The organism is Pectinatus sottacetonis (assembly GCF_015732155.1).
GTDB lineage: Bacteria > Bacillota > Negativicutes > Selenomonadales > Selenomonadaceae > Pectinatus > Pectinatus sottacetonis.
This window is the reverse complement of sequence record NZ_WIQK01000001.1, coordinates 1502185-1528105: the sequence shown is the minus strand read 5'-3', so window position 1 is coordinate 1528105 and position 25921 is coordinate 1502185. Positions and strand designations below refer to the sequence as shown.

25 protein-coding genes and 1 riboswitch are annotated in these 25921 nt (G+C 35.8%); of the genes, 13 read left to right on the top strand and 12 right to left on the bottom strand.

The features are described from left to right. Positions 1 to 37: 37 nt before the first annotated feature. The 4 genes from I6760_RS07020 to cysK form a co-directional block, all read right to left on the bottom strand. Complete coding sequence (locus I6760_RS07020; RefSeq protein WP_196593783.1) at positions 38 to 829, bottom strand: basic amino acid ABC transporter substrate-binding protein; 792 nt, start codon at positions 827 to 829, stop codon at positions 38 to 40. 184 nt (positions 830 to 1013) lie between these two features. Continuing rightward, on the bottom strand, positions 1014 to 1304 hold the full coding sequence (locus I6760_RS07015; RefSeq protein WP_196593782.1) for a zinc-ribbon domain containing protein: 291 nt from the start codon (positions 1302 to 1304) through the stop codon (positions 1014 to 1016). Positions 1305 to 1586: 282 nt separating this feature from the next. Then, on the bottom strand, positions 1587 to 1769 hold the full coding sequence (locus I6760_RS07010; protein ID WP_196593781.1) for a YjfB family protein: 183 nt from the start codon (positions 1767 to 1769) through the stop codon (positions 1587 to 1589). Between the two features lie 350 nt (positions 1770 to 2119). Beyond that, positions 2120 to 3049: a cysteine synthase A gene (cysK, locus tag I6760_RS07005; RefSeq protein WP_196593780.1), complete on the bottom strand. Its 930-nt coding sequence runs from the start codon at positions 3047 to 3049 to the stop codon at positions 2120 to 2122. 407 nt (positions 3050 to 3456) lie between these two features. Here cysK and I6760_RS07000 point away from each other — a divergent pair, with 407 nt between their 5' ends. From I6760_RS07000 to rpsR, 4 genes are all read left to right on the top strand, one after another. Continuing rightward, positions 3457 to 4812: an MFS transporter gene (locus tag I6760_RS07000; protein ID WP_196593779.1), complete on the top strand. Its 1356-nt coding sequence runs from the start codon at positions 3457 to 3459 to the stop codon at positions 4810 to 4812. Positions 4813 to 4944: 132 nt separating this feature from the next. Then, a complete protein-coding gene (gene rpsF / locus I6760_RS06995; protein ID WP_196593778.1) occupies positions 4945 to 5232 on the top strand; it encodes a 30S ribosomal protein S6 in 288 nt (95 codons plus the stop codon). 21 nt (positions 5233 to 5253) lie between these two features. Continuing rightward, positions 5254 to 5685, top strand: coding sequence for a single-stranded DNA-binding protein (locus I6760_RS06990; protein WP_196593777.1), 432 nt, complete (start codon positions 5254 to 5256; stop codon positions 5683 to 5685). A 137-nt stretch (positions 5686 to 5822) separates the two neighbouring features. Continuing rightward, positions 5823 to 6056, top strand: a complete 234-nt coding sequence (rpsR, locus tag I6760_RS06985; protein WP_183860014.1) for a 30S ribosomal protein S18 — start codon at positions 5823 to 5825, stop codon at positions 6054 to 6056. 65 nt (positions 6057 to 6121) lie between these two features. Here rpsR and I6760_RS06980 read toward each other — a convergent pair whose 3' ends face one another. After that, entirely contained in the window at positions 6122 to 6553 is a 432-nt protein-coding gene (locus I6760_RS06980; protein WP_196593776.1) for a universal stress protein, read from the bottom strand. A 212-nt stretch (positions 6554 to 6765) separates the two neighbouring features. Continuing rightward, positions 6766 to 6862, top strand: a riboswitch (TPP riboswitch). Between the two features lie 79 nt (positions 6863 to 6941). On the opposite strand from I6760_RS06980, the gene thiC reads away from it, so the two are divergent. From thiC to I6760_RS06940, 8 genes are all read left to right on the top strand, one after another. After that, complete coding sequence (gene thiC, locus I6760_RS06975; RefSeq protein ID WP_196593775.1) at positions 6942 to 8267, top strand: phosphomethylpyrimidine synthase ThiC; 1326 nt, start codon at positions 6942 to 6944, stop codon at positions 8265 to 8267. A 211-nt stretch (positions 8268 to 8478) separates the two neighbouring features. Further along, complete coding sequence (locus I6760_RS06970) at positions 8479 to 9318, top strand: PHP domain-containing protein (RefSeq protein ID WP_196593774.1); 840 nt, start codon at positions 8479 to 8481, stop codon at positions 9316 to 9318. A 415-nt stretch (positions 9319 to 9733) separates the two neighbouring features. Beyond that, the gene (gene glmS / locus I6760_RS06965) at positions 9734 to 11563 is read left to right on the top strand and encodes a glutamine--fructose-6-phosphate transaminase (isomerizing) (RefSeq protein ID WP_196593773.1); all 1830 of its coding nucleotides are present in this window, start codon (positions 9734 to 9736) and stop codon (positions 11561 to 11563) included. 108 nt (positions 11564 to 11671) lie between these two features. Further along, a complete protein-coding gene (locus I6760_RS06960; RefSeq protein WP_196593772.1) occupies positions 11672 to 12310 on the top strand; it encodes an HAD family hydrolase in 639 nt (212 codons plus the stop codon). A gap of 290 nt (positions 12311 to 12600) precedes the next feature. After that, the gene (locus tag I6760_RS06955; RefSeq protein ID WP_196593771.1) at positions 12601 to 14718 is read left to right on the top strand and encodes a BglG family transcription antiterminator; all 2118 of its coding nucleotides are present in this window, start codon (positions 12601 to 12603) and stop codon (positions 14716 to 14718) included. A gap of 143 nt (positions 14719 to 14861) precedes the next feature. Next, on the top strand, positions 14862 to 16751 hold the full coding sequence (locus I6760_RS06950; RefSeq protein ID WP_196593770.1) for a PTS mannitol transporter subunit IICBA: 1890 nt from the start codon (positions 14862 to 14864) through the stop codon (positions 16749 to 16751). Positions 16752 to 16949: 198 nt separating this feature from the next. After that, positions 16950 to 18098: a mannitol-1-phosphate 5-dehydrogenase gene (locus I6760_RS12925; RefSeq protein WP_196593769.1), complete on the top strand. Its 1149-nt coding sequence runs from the start codon at positions 16950 to 16952 to the stop codon at positions 18096 to 18098. 97 nt (positions 18099 to 18195) lie between these two features. Continuing rightward, entirely contained in the window at positions 18196 to 18498 is a 303-nt protein-coding gene (locus tag I6760_RS06940; RefSeq protein WP_196593768.1) for a hypothetical protein, read from the top strand. A gap of 65 nt (positions 18499 to 18563) precedes the next feature. Here the strand turns inward: I6760_RS06940 and queA are convergent, their stop codons facing one another. From queA to tsaE, 6 genes are all read right to left on the bottom strand, one after another. After that, positions 18564 to 19586, bottom strand: coding sequence for a tRNA preQ1(34) S-adenosylmethionine ribosyltransferase-isomerase QueA (gene queA / locus I6760_RS06935; RefSeq protein ID WP_196593767.1), 1023 nt, complete (start codon positions 19584 to 19586; stop codon positions 18564 to 18566). A gap of 24 nt (positions 19587 to 19610) precedes the next feature. Further along, entirely contained in the window at positions 19611 to 20903 is a 1293-nt protein-coding gene (locus tag I6760_RS06930) for a SpoIID/LytB domain-containing protein (RefSeq protein WP_196593766.1), read from the bottom strand. A gap of 80 nt (positions 20904 to 20983) precedes the next feature. Further along, positions 20984 to 21811 (bottom strand): prolipoprotein diacylglyceryl transferase, encoded by an 828-nt coding sequence (gene lgt / locus I6760_RS06925; RefSeq protein ID WP_196593765.1) that lies wholly within the window; start codon positions 21809 to 21811, stop codon positions 20984 to 20986. A gap of 69 nt (positions 21812 to 21880) precedes the next feature. Next, positions 21881 to 22342 (bottom strand): ribosomal protein S18-alanine N-acetyltransferase, encoded by a 462-nt coding sequence (gene rimI, locus I6760_RS06920; RefSeq protein WP_196593764.1) that lies wholly within the window; start codon positions 22340 to 22342, stop codon positions 21881 to 21883. 1 nt (position 22343) lies between these two features. Next, on the bottom strand, positions 22344 to 23045 hold the full coding sequence (gene tsaB / locus I6760_RS06915; RefSeq protein ID WP_196593763.1) for a tRNA (adenosine(37)-N6)-threonylcarbamoyltransferase complex dimerization subunit type 1 TsaB: 702 nt from the start codon (positions 23043 to 23045) through the stop codon (positions 22344 to 22346). Next, the gene (tsaE, locus tag I6760_RS06910) at positions 23027 to 23512 is read right to left on the bottom strand and encodes a tRNA (adenosine(37)-N6)-threonylcarbamoyltransferase complex ATPase subunit type 1 TsaE (protein ID WP_196593762.1); all 486 of its coding nucleotides are present in this window, start codon (positions 23510 to 23512) and stop codon (positions 23027 to 23029) included. Before tsaE ends, tsaB begins: the two co-directional genes overlap by 19 nt. A gap of 376 nt (positions 23513 to 23888) precedes the next feature. Here tsaE and I6760_RS06905 point away from each other — a divergent pair, with 376 nt between their 5' ends. Further along, on the top strand, positions 23889 to 25133 hold the full coding sequence (locus tag I6760_RS06905; protein WP_196593761.1) for a pyridoxal phosphate-dependent aminotransferase: 1245 nt from the start codon (positions 23889 to 23891) through the stop codon (positions 25131 to 25133). Between the two features lie 93 nt (positions 25134 to 25226). On the opposite strand, the gene I6760_RS06900 is transcribed toward I6760_RS06905, so the two are convergent. After that, positions 25227 to 25910, bottom strand: coding sequence for a hypothetical protein (locus I6760_RS06900; protein WP_196593760.1), 684 nt, complete (start codon positions 25908 to 25910; stop codon positions 25227 to 25229). Positions 25911 to 25921: the final 11 nt, after the last annotated feature.

Below are 25921 nucleotides of genomic sequence, written 5' to 3'. Positions count from 1 at the left end.
TTGGACAACATCCTATACATTTTTTTACTATGCCACATTATTTGTTATCTGCTGTCGGTTCTACACCAAACCATTTTTTATACAGTTTGTTGTATTCCCCGTTTTCTTTCAATTTTTTCAATGCGTCATTTATTTTCTTTACTAATTTTGTATTATCTTTCTTTACTGCTATACCATAGCTTTCTGAAGTAAGTTTATCTCCGACACGTTTTACGCTGTTATCCCCATTTTTAACCTTATAATAATCATTTACTGGTTTATCATTGATAACTGCATCTACATTACCTGCTTTAAGTTCAAGAAAAGTGTCAGCAGAACTATTTAATTCTTTTACTTGTGCATTAGGAATTTTTTTAGCTTCTTTGGCTGAAGTCGTACCAATCTGAACAGCAATTCTTTTGCCCTGTAAATCTTTAAATGATTTTATATCATTATTATCTGCTTTTACCATAATAGTCAGCCCTGATTCATAATACGGATCTGAAAAAGCCACTTTCTTTTTACGTTCATCATTTATTGACATTCCAGAAATAACGGCATCAATATTCCCTGTCTGCAGCGCTGGAATCAAACCATCAAAACTGAGATTGTTTATTTTTACCTGCATCCCCATCTGTTTTCCGATAGCTCTTATAAGATCCATGTCAAATCCCTGATAAGACTTGCCTTCCTCACCTTGAAATTCAAATGGCGCAAAGTCAGCATTAGTTGCAACTTTCAGCACTTTAGGATCACTTGTTCCATTATCTTTATTCGCAGTACTTCCACATCCGGAAACGATAAGCAGCGCTCCCAAGACAGCCATACATAACAATAAAACTTTTTTCATATTAGAAATCCCCCTAATAATATAATTTAATTTCACCCAATGGATAGTGAATAAAATTAACACATAATTATAAATTCCACATAGTCTTACCTGCTTCATTTTACTAACATTAATACTCTTTTATGTAAAAAGGAGCACGGAAATCCGTGCTCCTTTGCCGGCATTTTAATTCAATAGATTTTACTTACTCAGATTTATTACGAAGGGCATTGAAACAATCACGACAATATATAGGACGATTTAATTTAGGCTCAAAAGGAACTTGTGTTTTTTTACCACATTTTGCACAAATTACATCATACATTTTACGATCAGTCTGCGCGCCCCGACTGCGTTTTTTAACTCCGCGACATTCATGGCATCGTCCCGGCTCATTTTCAAACCCCTTTTCTGCATAAAATGCCTGTTCACCCGCAGTAAAAACAAACTCTTTTCCACATTCCTTACATATTAAAGTCTTGTCTTGATAATCCATCCGTAAATTCTCCTTACATTCCAAAACCCATTCATTCACCCTGACTTAGCATATTTTATCCACTTAAAGTCAAAGAATTCTGTGGCAGTAGCAACTTCTGCCCGCCAAAACTGGCTGCAAGTTTTCTACCTAATAAACAATACTCACAAATACATTCACAGTTACCATATATTAACTACCCATATCAAGTAACAGAAAACACCTACATTACTATCATCTCAGATAATATGAAAAAAACCGAACAAAATAAGGCTATATAAAATTTACAGAAAAGCTGTATAATCATACACTAATATCAAGATTAGCACCAACGTTCGGATCAGAACCAACAGTCATTTCAGAAATCATATCTGCCGATGACTCCATTTCGTCAAAAACCTTTCCCAAAACAGAGGTTCCTACACTTTGCTGAATTTGTTCCTGATTCATTCCCACTGACATTGCAGCAATACTCATCATATCCATATGAACATATCCTCTCAGCATTTTATATAAATCTGTCTTTAATTATAATAGAAGGTTATAAAATTTGCAATAATAATTCATCTTATTACAGTAAATTCATAATAATAGAAAACATTTTTCTTATTTGTACACAATTGATAAGCTACTACTATTTTTTTGTTTTAAATTATTTCCTATCAATTTCTTTTAACTGAAATAAACATAGTATTATTTATACAGCTGTCACACAATCATTTTTATTCATAAATATACAATAACTTACCTCTATATGTTATCCTGAAAAATAAAGCAGACTATGCATTTTTATTAAATATGTATTATGTGACAACCAGTCTTATTCATTTTCACAATCAATTAAATAGTGGCGTAGATAAGTATCGTTCTCCTGTATCAGGCATAATAACTACAATTATTTTACCTGCATTTTCTGGTTTTTGTGCTAACTTAACAGCTGCTGCAAATGCTGCTCCCGAAGATATCCCCACGAGGACTCCTTCAATTTGAGAAAAAGCACGGCCATATTTAAACGCATCTTCATTTGACACAGTTATAACTGCATCATAAACTTTTGTATCAAGTGTTTCCGGAACGAATCCAGCCCCAATACCCTGTATCTTATGTGGCCCTGATTTCCCTGCACTTAAAACCGGTGAAGTTTCTGGTTCTACTGCATAAATCTTAATAGATGGATTTTTTTGTTTTAGATATTCTCCTGCTCCCGAAAGTGTTCCACCAGTACCAACTCCAGCGAGAAATATATCTACTTTTCCCTCTGTATCATTCCATATTTCCGGTCCTGTAGTCAAAAAATGAGCTTTAGGATTTGCCGGATTAGTAAATTGTGATGGAATAAATGAATTTGGTATCTCATTAGCCAGCGCTTCAGCTTTTGCAATTGCGCCTTTCATTCCAGCTGCCCCATCAGTCAAAATAATTTCTGCCCCATATGCTTTAATTAAATTACGCCGCTCTACACTCATGGTTTCCGGCATTATTATGATCGTCTTATAACCATGTGAAGCCGCAATAGCTGCCAGCCCTATACCTGTATTTCCACTCGTCGGTTCAATTATGACTGAATTTTTCTTTAGTATTCCCTTCGCTTCAGCATCTTCTATCATGGATTTTGCAATGCGATCTTTGGCACTACCAGCCGGATTAAAATATTCCAGTTTAGCTAGAATATCTGCCTGCAAATTATATTTCTTTATATAATTTTGTGCCCTTAACAAAGGGGTATTTCCTATTAATTGTGTGATACTATTATAAATTTTAGCCATGATAAATCCTCCCAGTAAATAAAATTATATTTTTAATAAATTTTTGTCTTATCTATCAGTACAAACATCGCCCGTTAGCCATACAATATACCCAACTTATTTTATTATATTTATTTTTCATATATATTTCCCCTTCTAAAATTAAAGGCTTGAACAAATGTATACCATTCGTTCAAGCCTTTAGATTTCTAATCAGCCTGTAACTGTTTCATTACAACAGCCCCACTGCCGTTATTAAGCTTATGGCGTGCTATTATCTTCTATCACTATATCACCAGTTAAATTCAAAGTCAATACCATATTATTTTAATAATATATTTCATTAATAATTTTTTTAAATAAAGGCCATATGATACTCCAATGTCGAATAACTTACTCAAATATAATGAAGGGACATTTATTATCTTATGAATGAAAAACGTATTTTCATCTCTGTATTGATAACATCTTTTTTTGGGCCTTTTATGGCCAGTTCCGTAAATGTTGCCATACCTTATATGGCTTCAGAATATGGCCTGAATGTAGAAAATTTAACATGGATACTAACGCTGTTTTTATTAGGTGCAGTTTGCTTTCTGCTTCCCTGGGGTAAATATGCTGACATAAAGGGCAGAAAAAAAGTCTATGAATATGGCTGTATTGGTGTAATAATAACCACTACTACTTGCATTTTCGCTTCATCACTAAACACTTTACTCTTGCTTCGTTTCATGCAGGGAGTTTGCATGTCAATGAACTTTGCCACAGGTATGGCCATGCTCATAGCCAGTCATCCAGCTACAAAACGCGGCCATGCAATCGGGTTTTGTGCCTCATGTGTATATATGGGATTGTCATTAGGTCCGGTTATTGGCGGTGCTTTTACAGAATTTTTCGGCTGGCGAGCTATTTTTATTTTTACAGCAATTGGCCTTACTATCAGCGTTGCCATTATAATACCTGTTCATAAAGATTGGTATGGTAATCCAAATGATAAATTTGATATTATTAGCGCTGTTTTATATGCTACTTCAGCTTCAAGTATTCTATATGGGTTTTCTTCTTATATATATCATCCAACAGCAAAATTGTTTCTCCTCGGAGGAATAATTATCTGTTTAATTTTTATCAGACGACAGGCTATCACTCAATATCCATTAGTTAAACTTTCCCTATTCAAAAATACCGTTTTTGCCATGTCTAATCTTGCTGCCCTCATAAATTACAGTGCCACTTTTGGTATCTCTTTTGTTGTATCTTTGTACTTGCAAATAATTCGTGACTTTACTCCATTAAATACAGGCATGGTACTATTATTACAGCCTATAATGATGTCTCTTCTATCTCCAATTGCCGGTTCCCTATCTGATAAATATGAGCCACGTGTAATCTCATCTATTGGCATGTCTATTACTGCCTTTGGTTTATTTTTATTATCACTTATTAATGATAATTCTTCATTGTATTATATAGGAAGTGTATTACTATTTATTGGGATAGGCTTTGCTTTATTTTCCTCTCCTAATAACAATGCGATAATGAGTTCTGTCAGTAAAAATTTTTATGGCATAGCCTCTTCTATTTTGGCAGCAATGCGCATGTTTGGACAAACTACTAGTATGGCAATAGTCAATCTGCTTTTATCTATTTACACAACTGGTTCACTAATTTCAAGCTATAATAATAATTTATTAGCAGGTATAAAAATGGTTCTTTTCATCTTATCCATAATCTGCAGTATCGGTATTTTTTGTTCTATAGCACGTGGTAAAAAAAGTAATTAAAAATCTCTTGTAATATCTTGAGCTTAATGCTATAATTTTATAGTTAATAATAATTTAGACTGGTTTCAAAATTTATTTTTGAATCCCCTGCCCTTATAAAAGGGCCGATAGTCCAGAGAGGGAGGTGATTTCGTGAGAAAATACGAAGTCATATTTATTGTAAGACCAATGGAAGAAGAACAAACTAATGCCGTAATTGAAAAATTTTCTAATCTTGTTACTAATAATGGCGGTACCATCGATAATGAAGATCGCTGGGGCAAAAAGCGTCTTGCCTATGAAATAAAAGGCTGCATGGACGGATATTATTGTTTGTTTGATATCAGTGCTGAATCTAACTGTGCTGATGAAATTGATCGTGTAATGAAAATTACTGATGAAATATTAAAACATATGATTATCAGATTAGATGAAAAATGATTTATTTCAGGGGGAAAAACTATGAACAAAGTTATTTTAGCAGGACGGCTTGCAACTGATCCTGAAGTACGTTATACCCAGACTGGAAAAGCAGTAGCATCTTTTCGTCTGGCTGTAAATAAGCGTTTTTCTCGTGATCAGCAGAATACTGCTGACTTCTTCAATATTGTCGCATGGCAGAAACTTGCTGAAATATGCGGAAATAATTTAGTAAAGGGCAGTCAGATACTTGTTGACGGCCATTTACAAATACGCAGTTATGATGCACAAGACGGCTCTAAACGATATGTAACCGAAATAATCGCTAATGATATCGAATTTATGGGTTCACGTCCTGCTGGTGCTGGTACTAACATCGATACTTCCAATAAACCATCAGCTCCATCTTCAAATGCAGGTTCAGCTGCATCTTTTGGTTCGGAATTACCCCCTGATGAAGAAATCCCCTTTTAGTTAAGGATTATCCATTTCACTACAGTCTTTAAACAATATAGATGTAGTGAAATGAATCGTAAAACCGTGAAATTCACGGAACAGCCACAAAGGCAGCTTATTAAGTGGTAAAAATTTCATTATAGGAGGTACTTACATTGGTTAAACGTGATAGAGGCAGAAGGCCAAAAAGAAAAGTTTGCAGTTTCTGCGCAGATAAAGTAGAATCTATTGATTATAAAGATGTTGCAAAATTACGTCGTTTTATTACAGAACGTGGTAAAATTTTACCACGTCGTATTTCCGGTAATTGCGCACGCCATCAGCGTCAGGTAACATTAGCTATTAAACGTGCTCGTAATATTGCATTACTACCGTTTACTGCTGAATAAATAAAAAAGGATGCGGCAAAATGAGAAATCATTTTGCCGCATCTTTTTTATTTATAAAAAATTGCTTATCTGACTGTCAACACAGGGCAGTCCGCATGTGTAACCAAATATTGGCTCACACTTCCCATTATTATCTGCTTAATTGCTCCCAAGCCTCTACTGCCCATAACAATTAAATCAGCTTTACATTCCTTAGAATATTTTAAAATCATTTTAGCAGGATCACCAATCTTAAGAATATATTCTGTCCCTGATACATCACCAATAGTTTGTTTAGCTTTTTCCAGTACTTTTTTGCCTTGTTGATCTATATCCTCAGGAATATACGCATTAAGACTGAGCCGTTCGAATGCAGAAACAGCTGTATTTAAGTCAATAACATATAAAACAACAACTTTAGCCTTACTCAATCCTGCTAAATAGGCAGCTTCTCTCATAGCATGTTCCGAATGAACGGAACCGTCAATAGGTACTAAGATAGATTTTAATTCATTCATTGCCGCACCCTCTTTATTAAAATTTAGCAAAACATTTTATTTTTGTAATCTTTATATTTTATATTTCGATAAAATTCATTAAATTCCTTGTTTTATTTTTTCTTTGTATAAGTTGTATTTTTATTTCGCATGAAGTAAAATATATACTAAAAAATAATTTTATTATTTATGAATGATTCAACTGCTTGACACTAATACTATATTTTGTTAGACTAATTCTGCAGGGGTGCTCTTATGCTGAGAGGGCTTTGCCCAACCCTTTGAACCTGTTGGTTAATACCATTGTAGGGAAGCTGATAAAAGAAGGAAAAGTCTGCTTTTCTATAAAGCAGACTTTTTTTATTAACCAAAATCAATTATGCCATAAATGGCAGAAAAGAGGATACATATGTCATATAAAACTCAAATGGAAGCGGCAAAACAAGGCATAATTACCGACCAAATTGCCCTTGTTGCCAAAAAAGAAAATCGAACTGCTGATTGGATTAGAGAACGTGTTGCCAACGGAACCATAACTATACCAGCTAACATTCACCACAGCTCTCTTTCCGCCGAAGGAATAGGTGACGGCTTAAAAATTAAAATTAATGTAAACCTTGGTATATCAGGAGATGCCAAAAATTATGATCTTGAAATGGATAAAGTAAAAATGGCTGTTAAAATGGGCGCTGAATCTATCATGGACCTGTCAAATTATGGCAAGACACATGAATTTCGCGAAAAACTGATCGCATATTCTCCAGCCATGATCGGAACTGTTCCCATGTATGACGCCATAGGCTATCTGGAAAAGGATCTATTAAAAATGACTGCCGATGATTTTCTCCGTGTGCTAGAAGCACATGCTAAAGAAGGCGTAGATTTTATGACCATTCACGCCGGTATAAATCGCCGAGCTGTCGAAGGTTTCAAGCGCTCTGGCAGAAGAATGAATATCGTATCTCGCGGCGGTTCTCTTCTATTTGCCTGGATGCAAATGACCGGCAATGAAAACCCCTTCTTTGAACATTATGATAATGTTCTTGAAATACTGCGTGAACATGATGTCACTATATCCATTGGCGACTCTTTACGTCCCGGCTGTCTTGATGACTCCACTGATGCTGGACAAATTGGTGAATTAATTGAAATAGGCTATCTTACTGAGCGTGCTAGAAAAGCCGATGTACAGGTTTTAGTTGAAGGTCCTGGACATATGTCCATTGATGAAATTGCTGCTAATATGAAACTGCAGAAAAGACTGTGCCATAATGCCCCATTTTATGTATTAGGTCCATTAGTCACAGATATTGCCCCTGGATATGACCACATAACCTCTGCCATAGGCGGAGCCATTGCTGCTGCTAACGGTGCTAATTTTCTTTGTTATGTAACTCCTGCTGAACATTTAAGGCTGCCTGATCTCAATGATGTTCGTGATGGAATAATTGCCACTAAAATTGCTGCCCATGCTGCCGATATAGCTAACAAACTTCCCGGAGCAAGAAACCAGGATAACCGTATGGCTGATGCCCGTCACAACCTTGACTGGGATGCCATGTTCAAAGAGTCCATCGATCCTCAAAAGGCAAAACAATACTATGAAAGCACACCTCCATCAGAACGCCATACCTGCTCAATGTGCGGCAAAATGTGTGCCGTAAGAACTACGAACAAAATACTTGATGGCGAAAAAGTTCTTTTTTGCGATGAAAACAGGAACTGTGATAAATAACAATTTTTATATCTATGCCTGAGTTTAACAGTACCAAAGAAATTGCCAGATAAATAATACTAAAGCTCATATATAAGCGGCTTCTGCACTTCTAAAAGCAGAGGCTGCTTATTTTTATAATAAACTATCACTTAAAACTAATTCTTTTGTTTTTCTTGCTACACAATTATTTTTTCGTTACAATAAAAATAGTTATAGTGAGGTGAAAATTATGATGGATTTACATTGCCATACCCTGGCATCGGATGGACAGTATACGCCAACACAGCTCGTTTATGCCGCAAAAAAAGCGGGGATTTCAGTATTATCAATAACCGACCATGATACCATAGACGCTTTAGAAGAAGGAGTTCAAGCTGCTAAGCAATTAAATATTCTCTTTATTCCGGGCATAGAAATAAATGCCCGCGGCAAAAATATTCACATTTTAGGCTATAATATTAATTATAAATCGATTATTACCCATAAAATATGTAAACACAATAAATATCTGCGCCAAAAAAGAGCTGCACTGATCCTGACCTTTCTAAAACAATACGGTATCAATCTAAATTGGTCTGACATTGATAAATATGCCCAGCACAAAGTTTATGCCCGACCACATTTTGCCCGGGCAATGCTTGACCGCAAATATGTCAGTTCAACCAAAGAAGCCTTTGACAAATATCTTGATAACTCTGAGTTCCACAAAATAAAAGACCCACATCCAACAGTAAAAGATGCTGTTAAGATGATAAAAAAAATGCAGGGAATTCCCGTCTTGGCACATCCTATGCGACAGGGAAAAACCTTTGCTGAGCTGAACACATTTATTGACATATTAAAAAAAGCAGGACTGGCCGGACTTGAATGTTATCATAGTGAAAATACTATACAAGATACTGAGCTGTCATTATCTCTAGCCCATAAGCACTCGCTATTAATAACCGGTGGCAGTGATTTTCATGGCGAGAAAATCAAACCCAAAATTAAATTAGGAACTGGTATAAATAAAAATCTAAATTTTAATGATGAAAATTTAATACAAAAAATATTATTGACAAAACATTGATGCTCGTACCAACAGTAGGATTTTATAAATATCCCTTATCCCCTAGAAAATTTTCCTTCTCCAAAATCAATTAATAAAAACTTGACCAATCAAGCAGTATATATTAGAATATGATGGATATGGAAAAATATCATTTTTTATATCCATTAACATTCATTTGTCATCATCTGCCATGACTACAATGAGTGGATAAATAAAGGAGGCTAGTTTCTATTTTACTAAAAAGCTTTTTGCTTAGCGCTGGCTCTTATTAAGAGGACGAGGAAGAGGTTGTCGATAATTCAGCGGATGCCTCTCGGCCCTAATCCAGTCGATAAAATTTGTCAAAACCGCCGGGTAACCTGCGGCACAATACAAAGATTACGGATTGGCAGATACATCTTTAATAACTATCTTATTTTGGAGGTATCTTTATATGTGTGGTATTGTTGGTTATGTAGGGAATAAACAGGCTGAACCATTCTTAATTGATGGGCTTACCAAACTTGAATATCGTGGTTATGATTCAGCCGGTATTGCTGTCTTTGACGGCAATAAAATAAATTTAGAAAAATGCGTTGGACGTCTAGACGCTTTAAAACAAAAAATTAAAAACCATGAACCCAAAGGAACAATCGGCATTGGTCATACACGCTGGGCTACTCATGGCAGACCATCGGATGTAAATGCCCATCCCCATATGGACTGCAAAGGTGATTTTGCTGTAGTCCATAATGGTATTATCGAAAATTACATGAGCTTGAAAGAAGATCTGACAAAAAAAGGACATAAATTTTTGTCTGAAACAGATACTGAAGTTGTTGTTCACCTGCTAGAAGAATTATACGATGGTGACTTTGAAGGCTCTGTGCGCGAAGTTCTAAAGCGTATTGAAGGGTCCTATTCTCTCTTATTCATGTCAAGAAGAGATCCTGATGAACTCATTTGTACTAAAAAAGACAATCCTCTAGTAATAGGTTTGGGTGAAGGAGAAAATTTCGTTGCTTCCGATATTCCCGCTATTATCGGTTATACACGTCGTAATTATATAATTAATGACGGTGAAATAGCCGTTGTAAAAAAAGATTCTATCTGGATAACCAATCATGAAGGATTGCCAATAACTAAAAAAGTATTTGAAGTAAACTGGAATGCCGAAGCTGCTGAAAAGGGCGGTTACGAACATTTTATGCTTAAAGAAATACATGAACAACCTAAAGCTGTCCGTGATACTGTTACACCACGTATTGCCAAAGATAATTCCCATGTTATTCTCGACGAATTAAAATGGAATAAGGAATATCTTAACTCCTTCCATAAAATTTTCATCGTAGCCTGTGGTACAGCTTATCATGCCGGACTTGTCGGTAAGTATTATATTGAAAAACTGGCCCGTATATCAGTAGAAGTAGATATTGCCTCTGAATTCCGCTATCGTTCACCTATTGTTGACGAGCATACATTGGTAATAGCAATCAGTCAATCAGGTGAAACAAGTGATACACTGGCAGCATTAAAAGAAACCAAGCGTCTTGGTGCTAAAACCCTGGCCATTACCAATGTAGTAGGTTCATCGATTGCCCGTGATGCTGATGAAGTTATTTATACATGGGCCGGTCCAGAAATAGCAGTTGCCTCTACTAAAGCATATACAACTCAGCTAGTCACAATGTTCCTGCTTGCCATGTATATGGCTGATTTAAAAAAATGTATTTCAGCTGAACGTACAAAGTCACTTTTAACTCAGCTACGTGAACTACCCGATCAAATCAGCCGCACCCTTGAAGACCCTGAACCAATAAAAACTTTTGCCAAAAAATATGGTTTCAATGAAGATGTATTTTTTATTGGTCGTTCCCTTGATTATAATGTTGCTCTTGAAGGAGCATTAAAACTAAAAGAAATTTCCTATATACACGCAGAAGCTTACGCTGCCGGAGAATTGAAGCATGGCACATTAGCTCTTATTGTCAAGGGCGTTCCGGTAATTGCCCTTGCCACCCAGAAAAGCGTCTATGAAAAAACTATTAGCAACATCAAAGAAATTAAGGCACGTGACGCTGTTGTTATCGGCATAACTTCAGAAAACGATAATGATCTTATCAAATATGTAGATCATGTTATAAAAGTACCTTATACCGATGAATTGTTAATTCCACTTTTAACTGTTGTACCTTTACAGTTGCTAGCTTATTATGCAGCAATAACACGCGGCTGTGATGTTGATAAACCTCGTAACCTGGCAAAATCAGTAACAGTTGAATAAATAATATTGTTGATTATCTGTTAAGACTGCCATCCCATTGTGGCAGTCTTTTCTTGTTCTGACCCATATATTCAGCTCATAACACCAAATTTTTAGGAGGATTCTCATATGAAGGCTTTCATTTTTGACATGGATGGAGTAATAATAAACAGCGAACCCTTTCATAATAAAATTATTTCAGAAGTGCTTGCCAAATATAATATCTACCCAGCTGATGACTATTTAGCATCCCTATGCGGACTTACTATAAATAATATTTTTACTAAAATAAAACAAGATTTTACCCTTGACATCTCTATAAAAGATGCTGTCAAAATTTACGACAACCGCTTGTTGGAAGGTATACGAACTACGCCGTTAAAACCTATAGATGGTATTCCAGAATTACTCATAAATCTGTACAATGCCAATATTCCCGCAGCTGTTGCCTCATCTTCTCCCATTGAATTTATAAAAGCGAGTATTTCCAACCTTCATTTAAATAATTATTTCAGTTTCCTTTTGAGCGGCAATGAGGTAAAACATGGTAAACCAGCTCCTGATATATACATTGCTGCCGCTCAAAGACTTTCACTTAAACCTGCTGACTGTGTTGTTTTAGAAGATTCTAATAATGGTGCTGCTGCTGCAAAAGCCGCCGGCATGATATGCATTGGCTTTCAAAATCCCAGTAGTGGCAAGCAAGATTTAAGTATTACTGACATGATTGTCACTAATATTCAAGATATTGATATAAACAAATTATAATATACATTATTAATAAAAAGACTGCTGTACACCCTACATTAATTTCATAAGCACATATTCCACCACTTTTCTTAAAAAATAAGAAAAGTGGTGGAACATTGCACTTTATGAAGGCGAAGGGATTATATACAACAGTCTTTTTTTATTATTCAGTTTTGTCCTAAACAGATACATACTTATCTATATGACTTTCAATTGTATCTATGCAACTTATACCTTATAATAAAAATAACTTATAAGTTATTCGTTGACGATTGATTTGCTTCTAACTGATCATTAGGAGGCTGAAATTGAATAATACCATATTAAGTTCGCGAATAAAAAATATTATCCTTATTTTATGTGAACAAAAAAGTTTTATAACTATCAGGGAAATTGCCGAAAAATTAAATGTAAGTACAAAAACAATTACACGTGAGCTCATGAAAATAGATAAACTATTATCCAGTTATAACGTTGCATTGGATAAAAAACAGGGTGTAGGCATAGCTTTAAAATGCAGCAAAAAAACTATTGCCAAAATAAAAACTGCTTTTATCTCTGCACCAGAGCAGCTTATTTATCAACCACAAGAAAGATACTCTTTTCTGACAGCACGCTTATTGCAAAATCAACAGCCCATAAAATTATTTGAGCTGGCCTCAGAACTAAATGTTGCAGAAAGCACAATAAGTACCGACCTGGATAAATTGGAAAAATGGTTTATAAGCCATGAGTTATCACTCATTCGCAAACCTGGATTAGGTGTTTATGTAAGCGGTTCAGAAAAAAATATCCGCAAAGCCATTTTGCATTATATTTACGAAAATATAAACGAAACTGACTTAATAGAAATTCTACATGATACCCTGTCCAATGGCCCAACAGAAAAAAGTTCCCTTATCACGTCTTCCCAGCGGCTGCTGCATCTTGTAGATACTCAAATTATATACAAACTGGAAACTGTTATTCATCATGTAGAAGCTGCTGCTAGATTTAAACTATCAGATAATGCTTATGCTGGACTTTTAATTCATCTGGCTTTAGCCATTCAACGAATGCGACAAAATGAGAAAATTACTTTTGATGATAAATTTTTCAAAGAAATCTCTAATAAACATGAATTTTCTATCAGTAAGCAACTTGCCCAGGAAATTGAAAAAGTATTTGACATCAATATACCCGATGCCGAAATTGGTTATATTGCTATGCATCTCATGGGTACACGAAATCAATATTATACAGGCAGCACCACATTTATTCCCAATTTCCAGCTTGTACAGATAGCAAAAAAAATAATAAAAATTGCTCAAATCGAAACAGGCCAATTGCTCGATAATAATGAAAAATTATTGATAGGTCTTGTTAATCACTTAGGGCCATCCATAAGTAGGCTGCAAATGGGTATGGAAATAAGAAATCCTCTTCTAAATGACATAAAAAAAGAATATGCGTCTTTAATGGACGTAAGCAAAATTTGCTGCAATGTTTTACATTCTATAGTAAAAGGCCCCATCCCAGAGTCAGAAATAGCTTATATTGCTATGCATCTGGGTGCTGCATTAGAAAATATAACACTGAAGCCAAATGATAAATATCATGCAGCAATTGCTTGTCCCACTGGTCTTGGCTCTTCAAAACTTTTAGCCTCGCGTATAAAACATGAATTTCCTAATATCCAAATTATTGATATAATTTCAGCATTGCGTCTTACTTCAAATGCTGAGGTTAATACCCAAATTGATTTCATCATTTCTACTGTTCCCATTCCCAATGCAGAAATCCCAGTAATTACTGTTAATCCTTTATTAAAGAATACTGATATTACAACGATAAATACTTTTTTAACTAATTTCAAGCGAAAAACCAAAAAGAAACTCACAGTAGCAAAAAAAAGTCTTTCTTTTAAAGAACAACTTTTACATTTAATTTATTATCAAAAAGCTATCTTAAACATATTAGATAATTTCATATTCCTAAATATTAACAATATTACCTCAATAAATGACATTATAAATGTAATAAGCACAAATATCCATGATGTAAAAGCTTCTCCTAATATCATAACAAAGGATCTTACTGCAAGAGAAGATTATGGGCATACTGTTTTACAGAAACAAAAAATCATTCTTCTGCACTGCCGCAGCAGTGTTGAATCTGCCCATTTTGCTATTATCCGTTTCAATGATAGCACACTTGAACTTGAGTCTGATTGTCACACTAAATTCATCGCTGCTGTAGTCATGATAATTCCCCATCATTGTACACCAGAACTTCCCGAAACAATGGGTAGTATTACAGAAGCTCTTATTGAAAACTGGTTATTATCTTCAACTATAGCCAACAATAATAAAACAGAAATAAAATATACTTTAGAAAATATTCTAAAAAATTTTTTAAAAGAAAAAATTAATACATTGATAAACTAAAATTAATTTTCAGTTTATCATGAAGAATACTGTATTTAATGGGAAACTTTTTATTTATCTTATAATCACTATTCTTACAATTAATTTGCAGGTTTTTACAGGAAAGTTTTAATAATTATATAATTTTATGGAGGTACGACACTATGAATGAAAACACAAATGCCAGTAACATTCAGGAAAAAGTCCAGGTATTCGGTCGTTTTCTAAGCGGTATGGTAATGCCCAACATAGGTGCATTCATTGCCTGGGGGCTTTTAACCGCCTTATTTATTCCTACCGGCTGGCTACCAAATGCCTATCTAGCTAAAGCTAGCGGTCCAATGGTTCAATGGCTGATTCCTCTTTTGATAGCCTATAGCGGAGGCCGGGCTGTCTATGGGCACCGCGGCGGCGTTGTCGGAGCAATCTCTACTGCTGGTGTTATAGCTGGTGCTAGTATTCCAATGTTTCTGGGAGCTATGATAATGGGTCCGTTTGGCGGCTGGTGTATCAAAAAGTTTGATGATGCATTTCAAAAGAGTATCCCCGCTGGTTTTGAAATGCTGGTAAATAACTTTTCCGCTGGTATCTTAGGCGCTATTCTGGCTGTACTGGCTTACGTAGTCATTGGGCCCGTAGTTATTGGTCTTAATAACATTCTGCGTTCGGCTGTTGAATTTCTTGTAAAAGTCGATTTAATTCCACTCGTATCAATACTCGTCGAACCGGGCAAAATTCTCTTCTTAAATAATGCCATTAATCATGGTATATTTACACCTATTGGAATCCAAGAATCACAACATTTCGGTAAATCATTGTTTTTCCTTATTGAAGCAAATCCTGGCCCAGGACTCGGTGTACTGCTCGCTTTCTGTCTATTTGGTAAAGGTGCTGCCAAGGGTTCTGCACCCGGTGCCGTGATCATACATTTTCTAGGCGGCATACATGAAATTTATTTTCCATATATTTTAATGAAACCATTGCTCCTTTTAGCCTTGATTCCCGCTGGAATGTGCGGTGTATTTACCCTTCATCTTTTACATGGCGGTCTCATCGCCCCTGCTTCTCCAGGGAGTATATTTGCCGTATTGGCAATGACTCCTAAAGGAGCTTTTGCAGCTAATATTGCCGCTGTAACCATTGCCGCAATTGTTTCCTTTGTAATAGCTTCTATAATATTAAAAGCTTCCAAAAATGATGATAGTGATGAATCACTAAAAGCAGCTCAATCTGATATGAAATCAATGAAAAATCTTGGTAAAACTACTTCTGGTAATGTAGTATCTGGTTCTGAAATAAGAAAAATCATCTATGCCTGTGACGCTGGAATGGGATCATCAGCTATGGGAGCCAGTGCTCTGCGTAATAAATTTAAAAAAGCTGGCTTCAGCAATATTGCTATAACCAATTGTGCTATCGAAGATATCCCGGCTGATGCCCAGATCGTCGTATCACATGAAAAATTAGCTGAACGTGCTGAAAAAGCATCACCACAAGCTGAGCATATTTTTGTTACAGATTTTTTGCAAAATAATGTTTTTGATATTTTAGCTGAACGCATCAAAAAAAGTTCCCATAATAAAATTTTAGATACTCCAGTAGAAGAACCAGCTAATTTTACATTTAACAAAAATATCCTAAAAATTTCTAACATCAAAACTGGTCTTAAAAGCATCTCTAAAGAAACTGCTATAAAAATGGCCGGACAAATTCTTGTTGACGGTAATTACGTAAATAAAAATTATATAGATGCCATGCTGCGGCGTGAACAGCAGGTAAGCACCTATATTGGCAAAGGTGTTGCCATCCCTCATGGTGACAATGCTGCTAAAAGTGATATAAAAGCATCTGGCTTGTGCATATTGCAATTTCCTGATGGCATAAAATTTGCTGATAAAACAGCTTATATTCTCATCGGTATTGCCGGTATTGGTAATGAACACTTAACTATATTATCAAATATTGCTACGATGCTTGATGAAAATGAAAATGCTGTTGAAATCTTAAAAAATGCTAAAACAGCACAGGAAATTTACGATTTATTTATAAAATAATCAACGAGGCTGCCGTATATAACCATTTTTATTTATAAATATGTATTTTTACCTTTTGTCATCCTAAAAAGGTAAAAGCGTATTAATATGCCTTGCATTTTTATCAACTTAAACTACTGTTTATGCGGCAGTCCCATCTAAGCTAACAGCAGATAATAATACAAATAATCTGCATTAATATTTTAGGAGGAATTTATAGTGAAAGCTGTACATTTTGGTGCTGGTAATATCGGCCGTGGATTCATAGGTGAATTATTGCATAATTCAGGATTTGAAATTACATTTATCGAAGTTGACAAACACACCGTAGATTATATCAACAAAAATAACAATTATACCATTTATATAATAAATGATAATTATCGCAAAGAACTCATTGACAATGTATGTGCTGTTTCTCCTATAACCGATGAACCTAAGGCCATTGAAGCTATCGTCAACGCTGATATAATTACAACATCTGTTTGTGTAGATAATCTGCCCAAAATAGCTTCTACTTTAGCCAAAGGACTCAAACAGCGTCTTTCCCAAAACAAGGAAAAAGTAAATATCCTATCTTGTGAAAATGCATTTTATGCTACTGATATGCTGAAAAAAGCCTTAATGGAATGTAAATCATCTCTTACAGAAAAAGAACTTGACTCTATTGGCTGCTTTCCCAATGTTGCCGTTGATCGCATTGCATTAAGTACCGAACAAGATGGCATCCGCATTCCTCAGATCGAAACATCATTTGAATTAGTCATTGAAAAAAATAAGCTCAAAGATCCTGCCAGCCAGCCGATAAAAGGTGCTGAATATGCTGAAAATCTGGGAATGTATCTTGAAAGAAAACTCTATGTATTTAATTGCGGCCATGCCACTGCCGCCTACCTTGGTTACTACAAAAAACTGCCAACCATTTATGATGCCTTAAATGACAAAGATATTTATGCCAGTGTCATAAATACTATGCGTGAATCAGCTGCTATGATGACTAAAAAATTCACCTTCACTATGGATGAATTAGAAACATTTATCCAAAAAATTCTAAAACGTATTTCTTTAAAAGAACTACATGACGAAGTAGTACGTGTTGGCCGCTCTCCTATAAGAAAACTTGGGCGCAGGGATCGCCTAGTAGGTCCCGCCGTATTAGCACAAGAATATGGTCTAAAAAATGATTACCTGGCAAAAGCTATCGCTTCCGGTTATCATTTTGACTATGAAAAAGATGAACAGGCTGTAGAAATACAATTATTTATTAAAAATAATGGCATAGAAAAAGCTGTAGAAAAATATTCTGCTATTACTTCCAATGACCCTTTATTTGCTAAAATAATAACAAATTACAAAAACATGCAGTAACTACTAATAATAAGCAATTTAACTACATCTTGCATATAACAAGACTGCGCTGTATAATTAAAATTATATTTATAGTGCGAAGGGATTTGATATTGTTATGATGAGTGATTCTATGCGTGAAATGCTTGACTTAAAGGCAACTGCTCAAATAGTAAATGGTGTCCATAATGATAATGCTGATGCTTATCGGATACGTCTGCAAAAGGAAATGGCTGCCATTCCTGAATATGCATATTTGAATTCATTGTGTATGGAAGATTTTAAAACATTAGATGATTTATATGCTGCTATAGCCACAATAAAAACAAAGGATGAATTAGAAGCTAAAATCATTCGTACTCCAGAAGTACAAAAAGGCACCTTTCGTCGTATTTGGGAGCAATTTCCCAAAACTGCTTAATAAGGTTAATATAGTAAAAGCCCTGCAATTAATTAAATTGCAGGGCTTTTACTATATTAACCTTATTACAAAATAAGCATTGCATCACCAAAACTAAAAAATCTATACCGTTCCTGTACAGCAATATTATACGCCTTCAAAACAAATTCTCTGCCCGCAAAAGCACTTATAAGCATAATAAGTGTGGACTTCGGTAAATGAAAGTTTGTTATAATACCATCTACTATCTTAAATTTATATCCAGGATATATAAAAATTCCTGTTTCGCCGCTTTTTGCCGGTAAAGTCCCATCTTCAAACGCTGCTGATTCCAAAGTACGTATAGACGTTGTCCCGACAGCAATTATTCTGCTGCCCCGTTTCTTAGCCGCTGTTATCCGCTGGGCAGTCTGTTCATCTATATGAAAATATTCCGTATGCATGACATGATCTTCAATATTTTTTTCATTTACCGGTCTGAAAGTTCCCAGTCCCACATGCAGTGTAATAAACTCCAGATTAACACCCCTATCTTTTAGTTCCTGCAACAATTCCTTCGTAAAATGCAATCCCGCTGTAGGAGCAGCAGCCGAGCCATTTTCTTTAGCATATACTGTCTGATATCGTTCCTTATCCTTGAGTTTTTCGTGTATATACGGTGGTAGTGGTGTCTGACCCAATCGGTCAAGAATTTCTTCCCAAATACCTTTATAGAAAAACTCTACTACTCTTCCTCCGAAATCTGTATGTTCCTTTATCGTACAAGTAAGTTCATCCCCAAACTTTATACAATCGCCAATACGCGCTTTTTTCCCTGGTTTTACAAGTGTTTCCCATCTATTTCCATTTAGGCGGCGCAATAGAAAGACTTCCACCTTTCCGCCGGTTTCAGCACGATGACCTATCAATCGTGCCGGTATCACACGTGTATTATTAAAAACTAGTGTATCTCCTGGTTTTAATAAACTTTTTATATTAAAAAAATGTTCATGCCCAATTGATTGTTCCTGCCGATTTAATACCATTAAACGTGAATGATCACGTTTTTCTGCCGGAGTCTGGGCAATAAGCTCTTCTGGTAAATCATAATCAAAATCCGTCAATAACATAAATTTCTCTTCAATCTCCTTTTATTATTTATACATATTCCCAATAGAAACATCTGTATAATAAGTATATATTATCTTTTGGTAATCATATCCTTTATCAGCAAGGGCTTTAGCCCCCCACTGTGACATACCCACACGATGACCCGCACCATATCCATCAATAAGCACCAGTTCCCCTCCATGGCCTGTTATACGGTGAATACTTTTAGGCCCTGTTATTGAATTAGGCACTTGATAGTCCGGCAGAGCAACAGCTATATCCTTACCATAACCCGAATACTTATCAATAGTAACTTTTAACTTCTTTGGTGACTGCACTATTACTGATATAGCAAATTTACTGCTTTTTAAGCCCAAAAGGTGTCGAACCTCGCGGCCTGTCAATTTAACAGTATCCTTATCTCCGGTAAATATTACAGTTTTAACCGCTCCTGCCGGGCTTCTATCTTCACTCCCACTGCCAAAAGCAGACAAAGTGACTGATTTTATTTTGCCTATATCGTAACCGTTTCTAGCCAATTTTTCTGATAAATTTTCTGGTGTCATTTTTATTTGCCAATGATAATCAGGTGATTTCTGATCATAATCCGTAACTGACTTTAAATAAGGAACAGGTGTCCCCCAAATATCTCTGCTGCTTTCCGTTTTTCCCCCAGAACTTGCATGAAAAGCTGCGAAAATAGGTTTATGTTCATAAAAAATAACTTTTCCTCTTGTTTCATCAACAGCTTGTTTTGCAATTTCATTTTCTACACCGCTGCCACCATAAATCTGGCAATGTATCATAGCACATACATCAAAGCCTTCATTTTCATGGCGATGCATACTGTATAGAGCATATGTTCTCGCTGCTACAGCTTGTGCCTTCAAAGCCGCCATTGGCCAGGAAGATGGCATTTCCTGCGGTACTACACTATATAAATACTGCTCCAATGGTAGATAATTTATCACTGTCATTCCCTTAACTGCTCTTTTTATTAGAATTATCCCACGATATGTTTTTCCATTAACCTGCGTACGGGATTCCTTTTCAACAGAAGATATACTAATTACCATACTTTTAACAGGCAGCTTATTGATATATAAACGATTATTTTTTTGCGTGATCAATACTTTATCACCCGCATCAAATTTGCCATACACATCATTAGTTCCCGGATCTTTTATTGTAAACACTGCATTATTCGAAACCAGTACACTAGATTGGTTAATCCAAATTCCCACCCGAATATTAGGTTCTGCTGCCGATACTGTTAAACTACTGGCAGCGGTTATCACAAAAGCCACCACCATTACAACATATTTTCTATAATCCATGTTTTAGTCCCCTTTATCATACTCCCCATCAAAACCTTTTAATTCTTATACTATGTATTTACTGAATCACATCATTATACCTATTTTTTCCCATGTCTAACAAATTTATTATTTCTATTCTGTTCAGACTCTGCCCCCTTATTCCTATCCCGCCAACCAAAATATATATACGCAAAAAATGCTATTATAAACGCAATTATGCTTGTCATTTGCGCCGAAGTACACAATCCAAAAACAGGTTCACTATAATCACCACGAAGGAATTCCAGAAAAAATCTAGCTACCGAATAAAGCATTACATAAAGGGTAAATGCTTGTCCTCTGCCATGTTTGAATGAGCGATAAATCAAAAGCAGCGCAAAAATAACAATATCCAACTGCCCTTCCCATACTTCAGCCGGCCATAAAGGCTGATTGCCATATACCTGATGAGCCAATGTTGTTACCGGATAAATCAAGCCAAACCCTGTACCGGTAGGCGCTCCAAATGCATCACCATTTAAGAGGTTGGCACATCTTCCTATAGCCTGACCTAAAATTATTGCCGGAGCCAGGATATCAGCTAATGCCAGCACATCTATTTTATGCTTTTTAGCATACAATATTCCAACAATAGTACCTAAAAAAACACCGCCTTGTATTGCCATACCACCCTGCCATACATTAAATATCTGTGTAATATGATGTCCGTAATAATCCCAGTCAAAAAAGAAAACATCCCATAATCTTGCCCCTAGAATACCCGCCAGACCGCAATATATTCCCATATCAACAATATACATATGCCATCTGCCATCTTGTTTAGCTAAAAAATAACCAACACCAACTGCGAGAATTATACTCAACGATAAAACTAACCCATATGATCTTATCGGAAAGCTGCCAATATAAAATAAATATTGGTGCATCTATTATCATCTCCATTCATATTTCCAATGACATTCATTACTGATATTGTGTACAGACTTCTTATGGTATTAAATATCATTGAAAATCAGCCACATAATCTCAGCATCTTCATTATTATTAAGATAATAATGCGGACGCCGTCCCACACTTTTAAAACCAAACTTTTTATATAAACTTATTGCTTTTTCATTAGAAGGTCTAACTTCCAAAGTCATAGAGTCTATAGCCCTTTTTTTTACTACAGAAATAATGTTCTTTATCATTAAGGAAGCTATACCCTTGCCTCTATACTCAGGTATTAAGGCTACATTTGTTATATGTCCCTCATTAAATATAAGCCAGACACCCACATAGCCAACAACTTTTTCGCGATCCATACTCTTGTCCACAGCCAATAAATAATATGCATCTTTTTTAGCCGCTTCCTCCCAAAAAGCTTTCCGCGACCACGGCATTGCAAAACATGCCTTTTCCACCAATTCTACCGCCCCGGCATCTGACGGCTGCATTTGCCTGAATATCATGTTCATATTATTCTTCTCTATGATGTTTCTCCCACAGTTCTTCCGCTTCCGAGCGTCTTATATACAGCGGTTCCATGTTCATTACATTACTCACCTCTCCCCTTTTCAGCTTTTCCAAGCCGGCAAAGGCAGTATTTGCAGCACATGGCATCACACGATACGGTGGAGCAACAACTGTATTACTACAATTAAGAAAAACATCCTGTTTTTTTTGTACTATATCTCCCATTGCGATTACCTGCTTATCTCTGCTTTCGCACTTTTGTACAGCTTCAGGCAGAGAAAGTACCTGCATATTTTCTACACATTGCAGTATTCCGCTACACCAATTATAAATAGCGAAATAAACATTGTTCTTCTGTGCATCAATGAATACCGCACTGTACAGATTATCCACAGGATAATGATAAGCCAGCACTTCTCCAATATCCACACCAATTATCGGGATTTTCAACGTATAAGCCATCATTTTCGCCGCTGCTAATCCGATTCTAAGTCCTGTAAAAGAACCCGGTCCCACATTCACAGCAATAGCGGTCAATTGTGTTTTATCTACATGCGCAATTTTCAGCGCACTTATTATATGGCCCATCAATACTTCCGATTGTGGTTTTTTCAGCTGCATAGTAACCTCTGACAACAATCTGTTTTCCACGGCCACAGCCGCACTTGACACCATTGTTGCTGCATCTATCGCAAGAATTGGCATAATTTTCTCAGCTCCTCATAAGCAGTAAAATACTTTTTCCCATTCAGCGTTATTATTATTTTCCGTCTGTTATTTTCCTGAGCATATATCTTTATATATAAATTATCTTCGGGCATTGCAGTTAAAAACCTATCCGGCCATTCGATAATTATTATATCCCCATCTTCCTGTGTATATTCATAAAAACCAATTTCCTCAAGATCTTCCTCACTATTTAAGCGATACAAATCAAAATGATATATAATTTTATCTCCCTCATATACATTCATAAGATTAAAGGTAGGACTTGCAGCATCAGTAATATGCAGAAAACCTGCCAATCCTTGTGTAAGAGTAGTCTTACCTGTTCCTAAATCGCCCTCCATACATATGACAATACCATTTCGTCCCGCTTTTGCCAGTAAAGCACCCAGCTGCTTGGTCTGTGCTGCTGAAGCCGTATATAAACTAAAATTTTTTTCTTCCATAAAGCACCTATCACTATTAAATTTATTGCAGATAACGCCGCTTTATCTTAAAACAACTATTATCCTTACTATAAAGTTATTCTGATTACAACCCTTAGTTTACTAATTATATCATAATATAAATAGAATTTCATAACATCACCAACACAGTAAATATATGATTTATAATAAATTATACAAAGTATACATGAATACACTTTGTATAATGGCAGGAATAAAAAGAAATATCCCGAAGTTAATAATTTCACAATTAGTTTAGAGCTATATCCTGAAAATAAAACTGCTTATAATTATAATTGTGTTTATGCTAATGCAGTTATATCTATTATTTATATGATAACTAATACTATATTTATTAAATTTGGGGGTAATTATTTTGACTACAAGTATGGCTGCTTCTCACTCAGTAGGAAAAGTAGCAAAAGATGTTATTTTCGGCGCAAGTGCCGCTTGTAAAGAGGCTGTTGCCAAATACGGCAGCGAAAAAGTAACCAATGCCACAATTGGAGCAATAATGGATGATAATGGGAACCTGGCATGTATTCCTATCGTTGAAAAAGTTTTACGGACCTTGCCAATAAATGATCTCATCTCTTATGCTCCCATTTCTGGTGTCCCGGAATATCTAGATATGACTACCGCACTTTCTTTTGGGGATCATCGGCCTGATGGATATACTGCAGCAGTTGCTACAGCAGGCGGGACAGGTGGCATACACCATACCATTTGGAATTATACAGAAGCAGGTGACAGCGTCCTGACTTCCGACTGGTTCTGGGGAACATATAACATGCTGTGCCGTGAAGCAGGCAGAAAACTCGTAACATATCCCCTGTTTGATGAAAAACAAAATTTCAACATAGCCGGTTTTACCGATAAAGTAGACCATCTTATGTCCAAGCAGGATTCACTGCTGATCATAATTAACACTCCGGCCCATAATCCAACCGGCTACAGTCTAAGCGAAACAGACTGGGAAAATGTTCTTGCTGTATGTAAAAGACATGCCAAGACTACTGGCAAAAAAATCACCATTATGGTCGATATCGCTTATATTGATTATGCTGGTGAAAAAAATGAAACCCGCCGTTTTATGGAACAGTTTTCTAACCTGCCTGATAATATACTGACTATTTTTACTTTTAGTATGTCAAAAGGTTATACAGTATATGGACAGAGATGCGGCTCAATGATCGGCTTATCCTCTTCCAAAGAAATAATTACTGAATTCGCTAACATAAATAAATATAGCAGCCGGGCTACATGGTCAAACATTAATCATGGTGCCATGGCACTTCTTGTCGCTATTAACAAGGATAAAACTCTGCAGAAAGAATTTGAAAAAGAACGGGATGCTCTTTATCAGATGACTCGCTGCCGTGGTGCCATCTTCATGGAAGAAGCAAATGCCTGCCGACTGAATGCTTTACCTTATAAGGCAGGATTTTTCTTATCTATACCAGCAAAAGATTCTGCTGCTGTATGCAATAAAATGCATGACGATCTCATTTTTGCCGTTCCGTTAAAAGCAGGCGTACGCATTGCCGTATGTTCCGTTCCTACCACCAAAATGAAAGGAATGGCTCAAAAAGTATTAAATGCTGTAAATGCTGTAGAATAATATCAGTTAAATTTCTCTTAATATAAAACACCTCGAAATTCCCACTGTTTTAATACGGACAGGAAGTTTGAGGTGTTTTATTTATATTTATGTTTATTTTTCTTCTATTCTTCTGCGCAGCTTTTCTAAGTGCGGAAGAAGCTTTATGTCCAGCTTATCAATTAATTCTTCCAACTCATGTGAATCAAAATCATAACTTACCTCAGGTATGTCAAAAACACGACTTTCCCCAAAAAATTCATCACGAAATACATTATAATAAATTATAAAATTACTTTTATTTAAGAAATCACTATAGTCAAAGATAATATACGAGCCATTTATCACCCGTACCGGTTCATTGGGTTTTATAAACAACTCAAAACCTTTCGACACAGCTGGCAGCTTTTTTCGGTAATCCCACTGCATAACTTTCTTGTCATGTACAATAGACGAAATATGTTTCGGATTAAAAACTGCCATGTCAAGTAATAAATTATTACAACGGCTTTCTAATATTTTCTGAAAATCCTCTAATCGGGCATATATGTATTCAATCACACAAAACTCCGTAAGGCCTATACGCATACGTAATTTATATTCACTCGTTTCCTCATGGTAATAAATTGTTATACTGCGATGCGCCTCATCATTTTCATAGCGATATAAATCCAACATATCTCCTTTTTCCCGCATAAGACGTACCAGCCTAAATCCATGGCATTCTTCCGGAAGTTCCTTCATATATTCCCAATTTTCCACTTCGGCAGTGATTTTGTCTTTTATTTCTTTCTTCATCTTATCACCGC

What these genes read in the sequence shown, in the direction of transcription:
- tsaE (WP_196593762.1), bottom strand. Translation starts at nt 23,512, where the DNA reads ATGGAAGAAAAAAATTTTAGTTTATATACGGCTTCAGCAGCACAGACC.
- I6760_RS06960 (WP_196593772.1), top strand. Translation starts at nt 11,672, where the DNA reads ATGAAGGCTTTCATTTTTGACATGGATGGAGTAATAATAAACAGCGAA.
- I6760_RS06900 (WP_196593760.1), bottom strand. Translation starts at nt 25,910, where the DNA reads ATGAAGAAAGAAATAAAAGACAAAATCACTGCCGAAGTGGAAAATTGG.
- I6760_RS06950 (WP_196593770.1), top strand. Translation starts at nt 14,862, where the DNA reads ATGAATGAAAACACAAATGCCAGTAACATTCAGGAAAAAGTCCAGGTA.
- lgt (WP_196593765.1), bottom strand. Translation starts at nt 21,811, where the DNA reads ATGCACCAATATTTATTTTATATTGGCAGCTTTCCGATAAGATCATAT.
- I6760_RS07000 (WP_196593779.1), top strand. Translation starts at nt 3,457, where the DNA reads ATGAATGAAAAACGTATTTTCATCTCTGTATTGATAACATCTTTTTTT.
- queA (WP_196593767.1), bottom strand. Translation starts at nt 19,586, where the DNA reads ATGTTATTGACGGATTTTGATTATGATTTACCAGAAGAGCTTATTGCC.
- I6760_RS06940 (WP_196593768.1), top strand. Translation starts at nt 18,196, where the DNA reads ATGATGAGTGATTCTATGCGTGAAATGCTTGACTTAAAGGCAACTGCT.
- rimI (WP_196593764.1), bottom strand. Translation starts at nt 22,342, where the DNA reads ATGAACATGATATTCAGGCAAATGCAGCCGTCAGATGCCGGGGCGGTA.
- cysK (WP_196593780.1), bottom strand. Translation starts at nt 3,049, where the DNA reads ATGGCTAAAATTTATAATAGTATCACACAATTAATAGGAAATACCCCT.
- I6760_RS07010 (WP_196593781.1), bottom strand. Translation starts at nt 1,769, where the DNA reads ATGGATATGATGAGTATTGCTGCAATGTCAGTGGGAATGAATCAGGAA.
- I6760_RS07015 (WP_196593782.1), bottom strand. Translation starts at nt 1,304, where the DNA reads ATGGATTATCAAGACAAGACTTTAATATGTAAGGAATGTGGAAAAGAG.
- I6760_RS06990 (WP_196593777.1), top strand. Translation starts at nt 5,254, where the DNA reads ATGAACAAAGTTATTTTAGCAGGACGGCTTGCAACTGATCCTGAAGTA.
- I6760_RS06930 (WP_196593766.1), bottom strand. Translation starts at nt 20,903, where the DNA reads ATGGATTATAGAAAATATGTTGTAATGGTGGTGGCTTTTGTGATAACC.
- glmS (WP_196593773.1), top strand. Translation starts at nt 9,734, where the DNA reads ATGTGTGGTATTGTTGGTTATGTAGGGAATAAACAGGCTGAACCATTC.
- I6760_RS06980 (WP_196593776.1), bottom strand. Translation starts at nt 6,553, where the DNA reads ATGAATGAATTAAAATCTATCTTAGTACCTATTGACGGTTCCGTTCAT.
- I6760_RS06970 (WP_196593774.1), top strand. Translation starts at nt 8,479, where the DNA reads ATGATGGATTTACATTGCCATACCCTGGCATCGGATGGACAGTATACG.
- I6760_RS07020 (WP_196593783.1), bottom strand. Translation starts at nt 829, where the DNA reads ATGAAAAAAGTTTTATTGTTATGTATGGCTGTCTTGGGAGCGCTGCTT.
- thiC (WP_196593775.1), top strand. Translation starts at nt 6,942, where the DNA reads ATGTCATATAAAACTCAAATGGAAGCGGCAAAACAAGGCATAATTACC.
- tsaB (WP_196593763.1), bottom strand. Translation starts at nt 23,045, where the DNA reads ATGCCAATTCTTGCGATAGATGCAGCAACAATGGTGTCAAGTGCGGCT.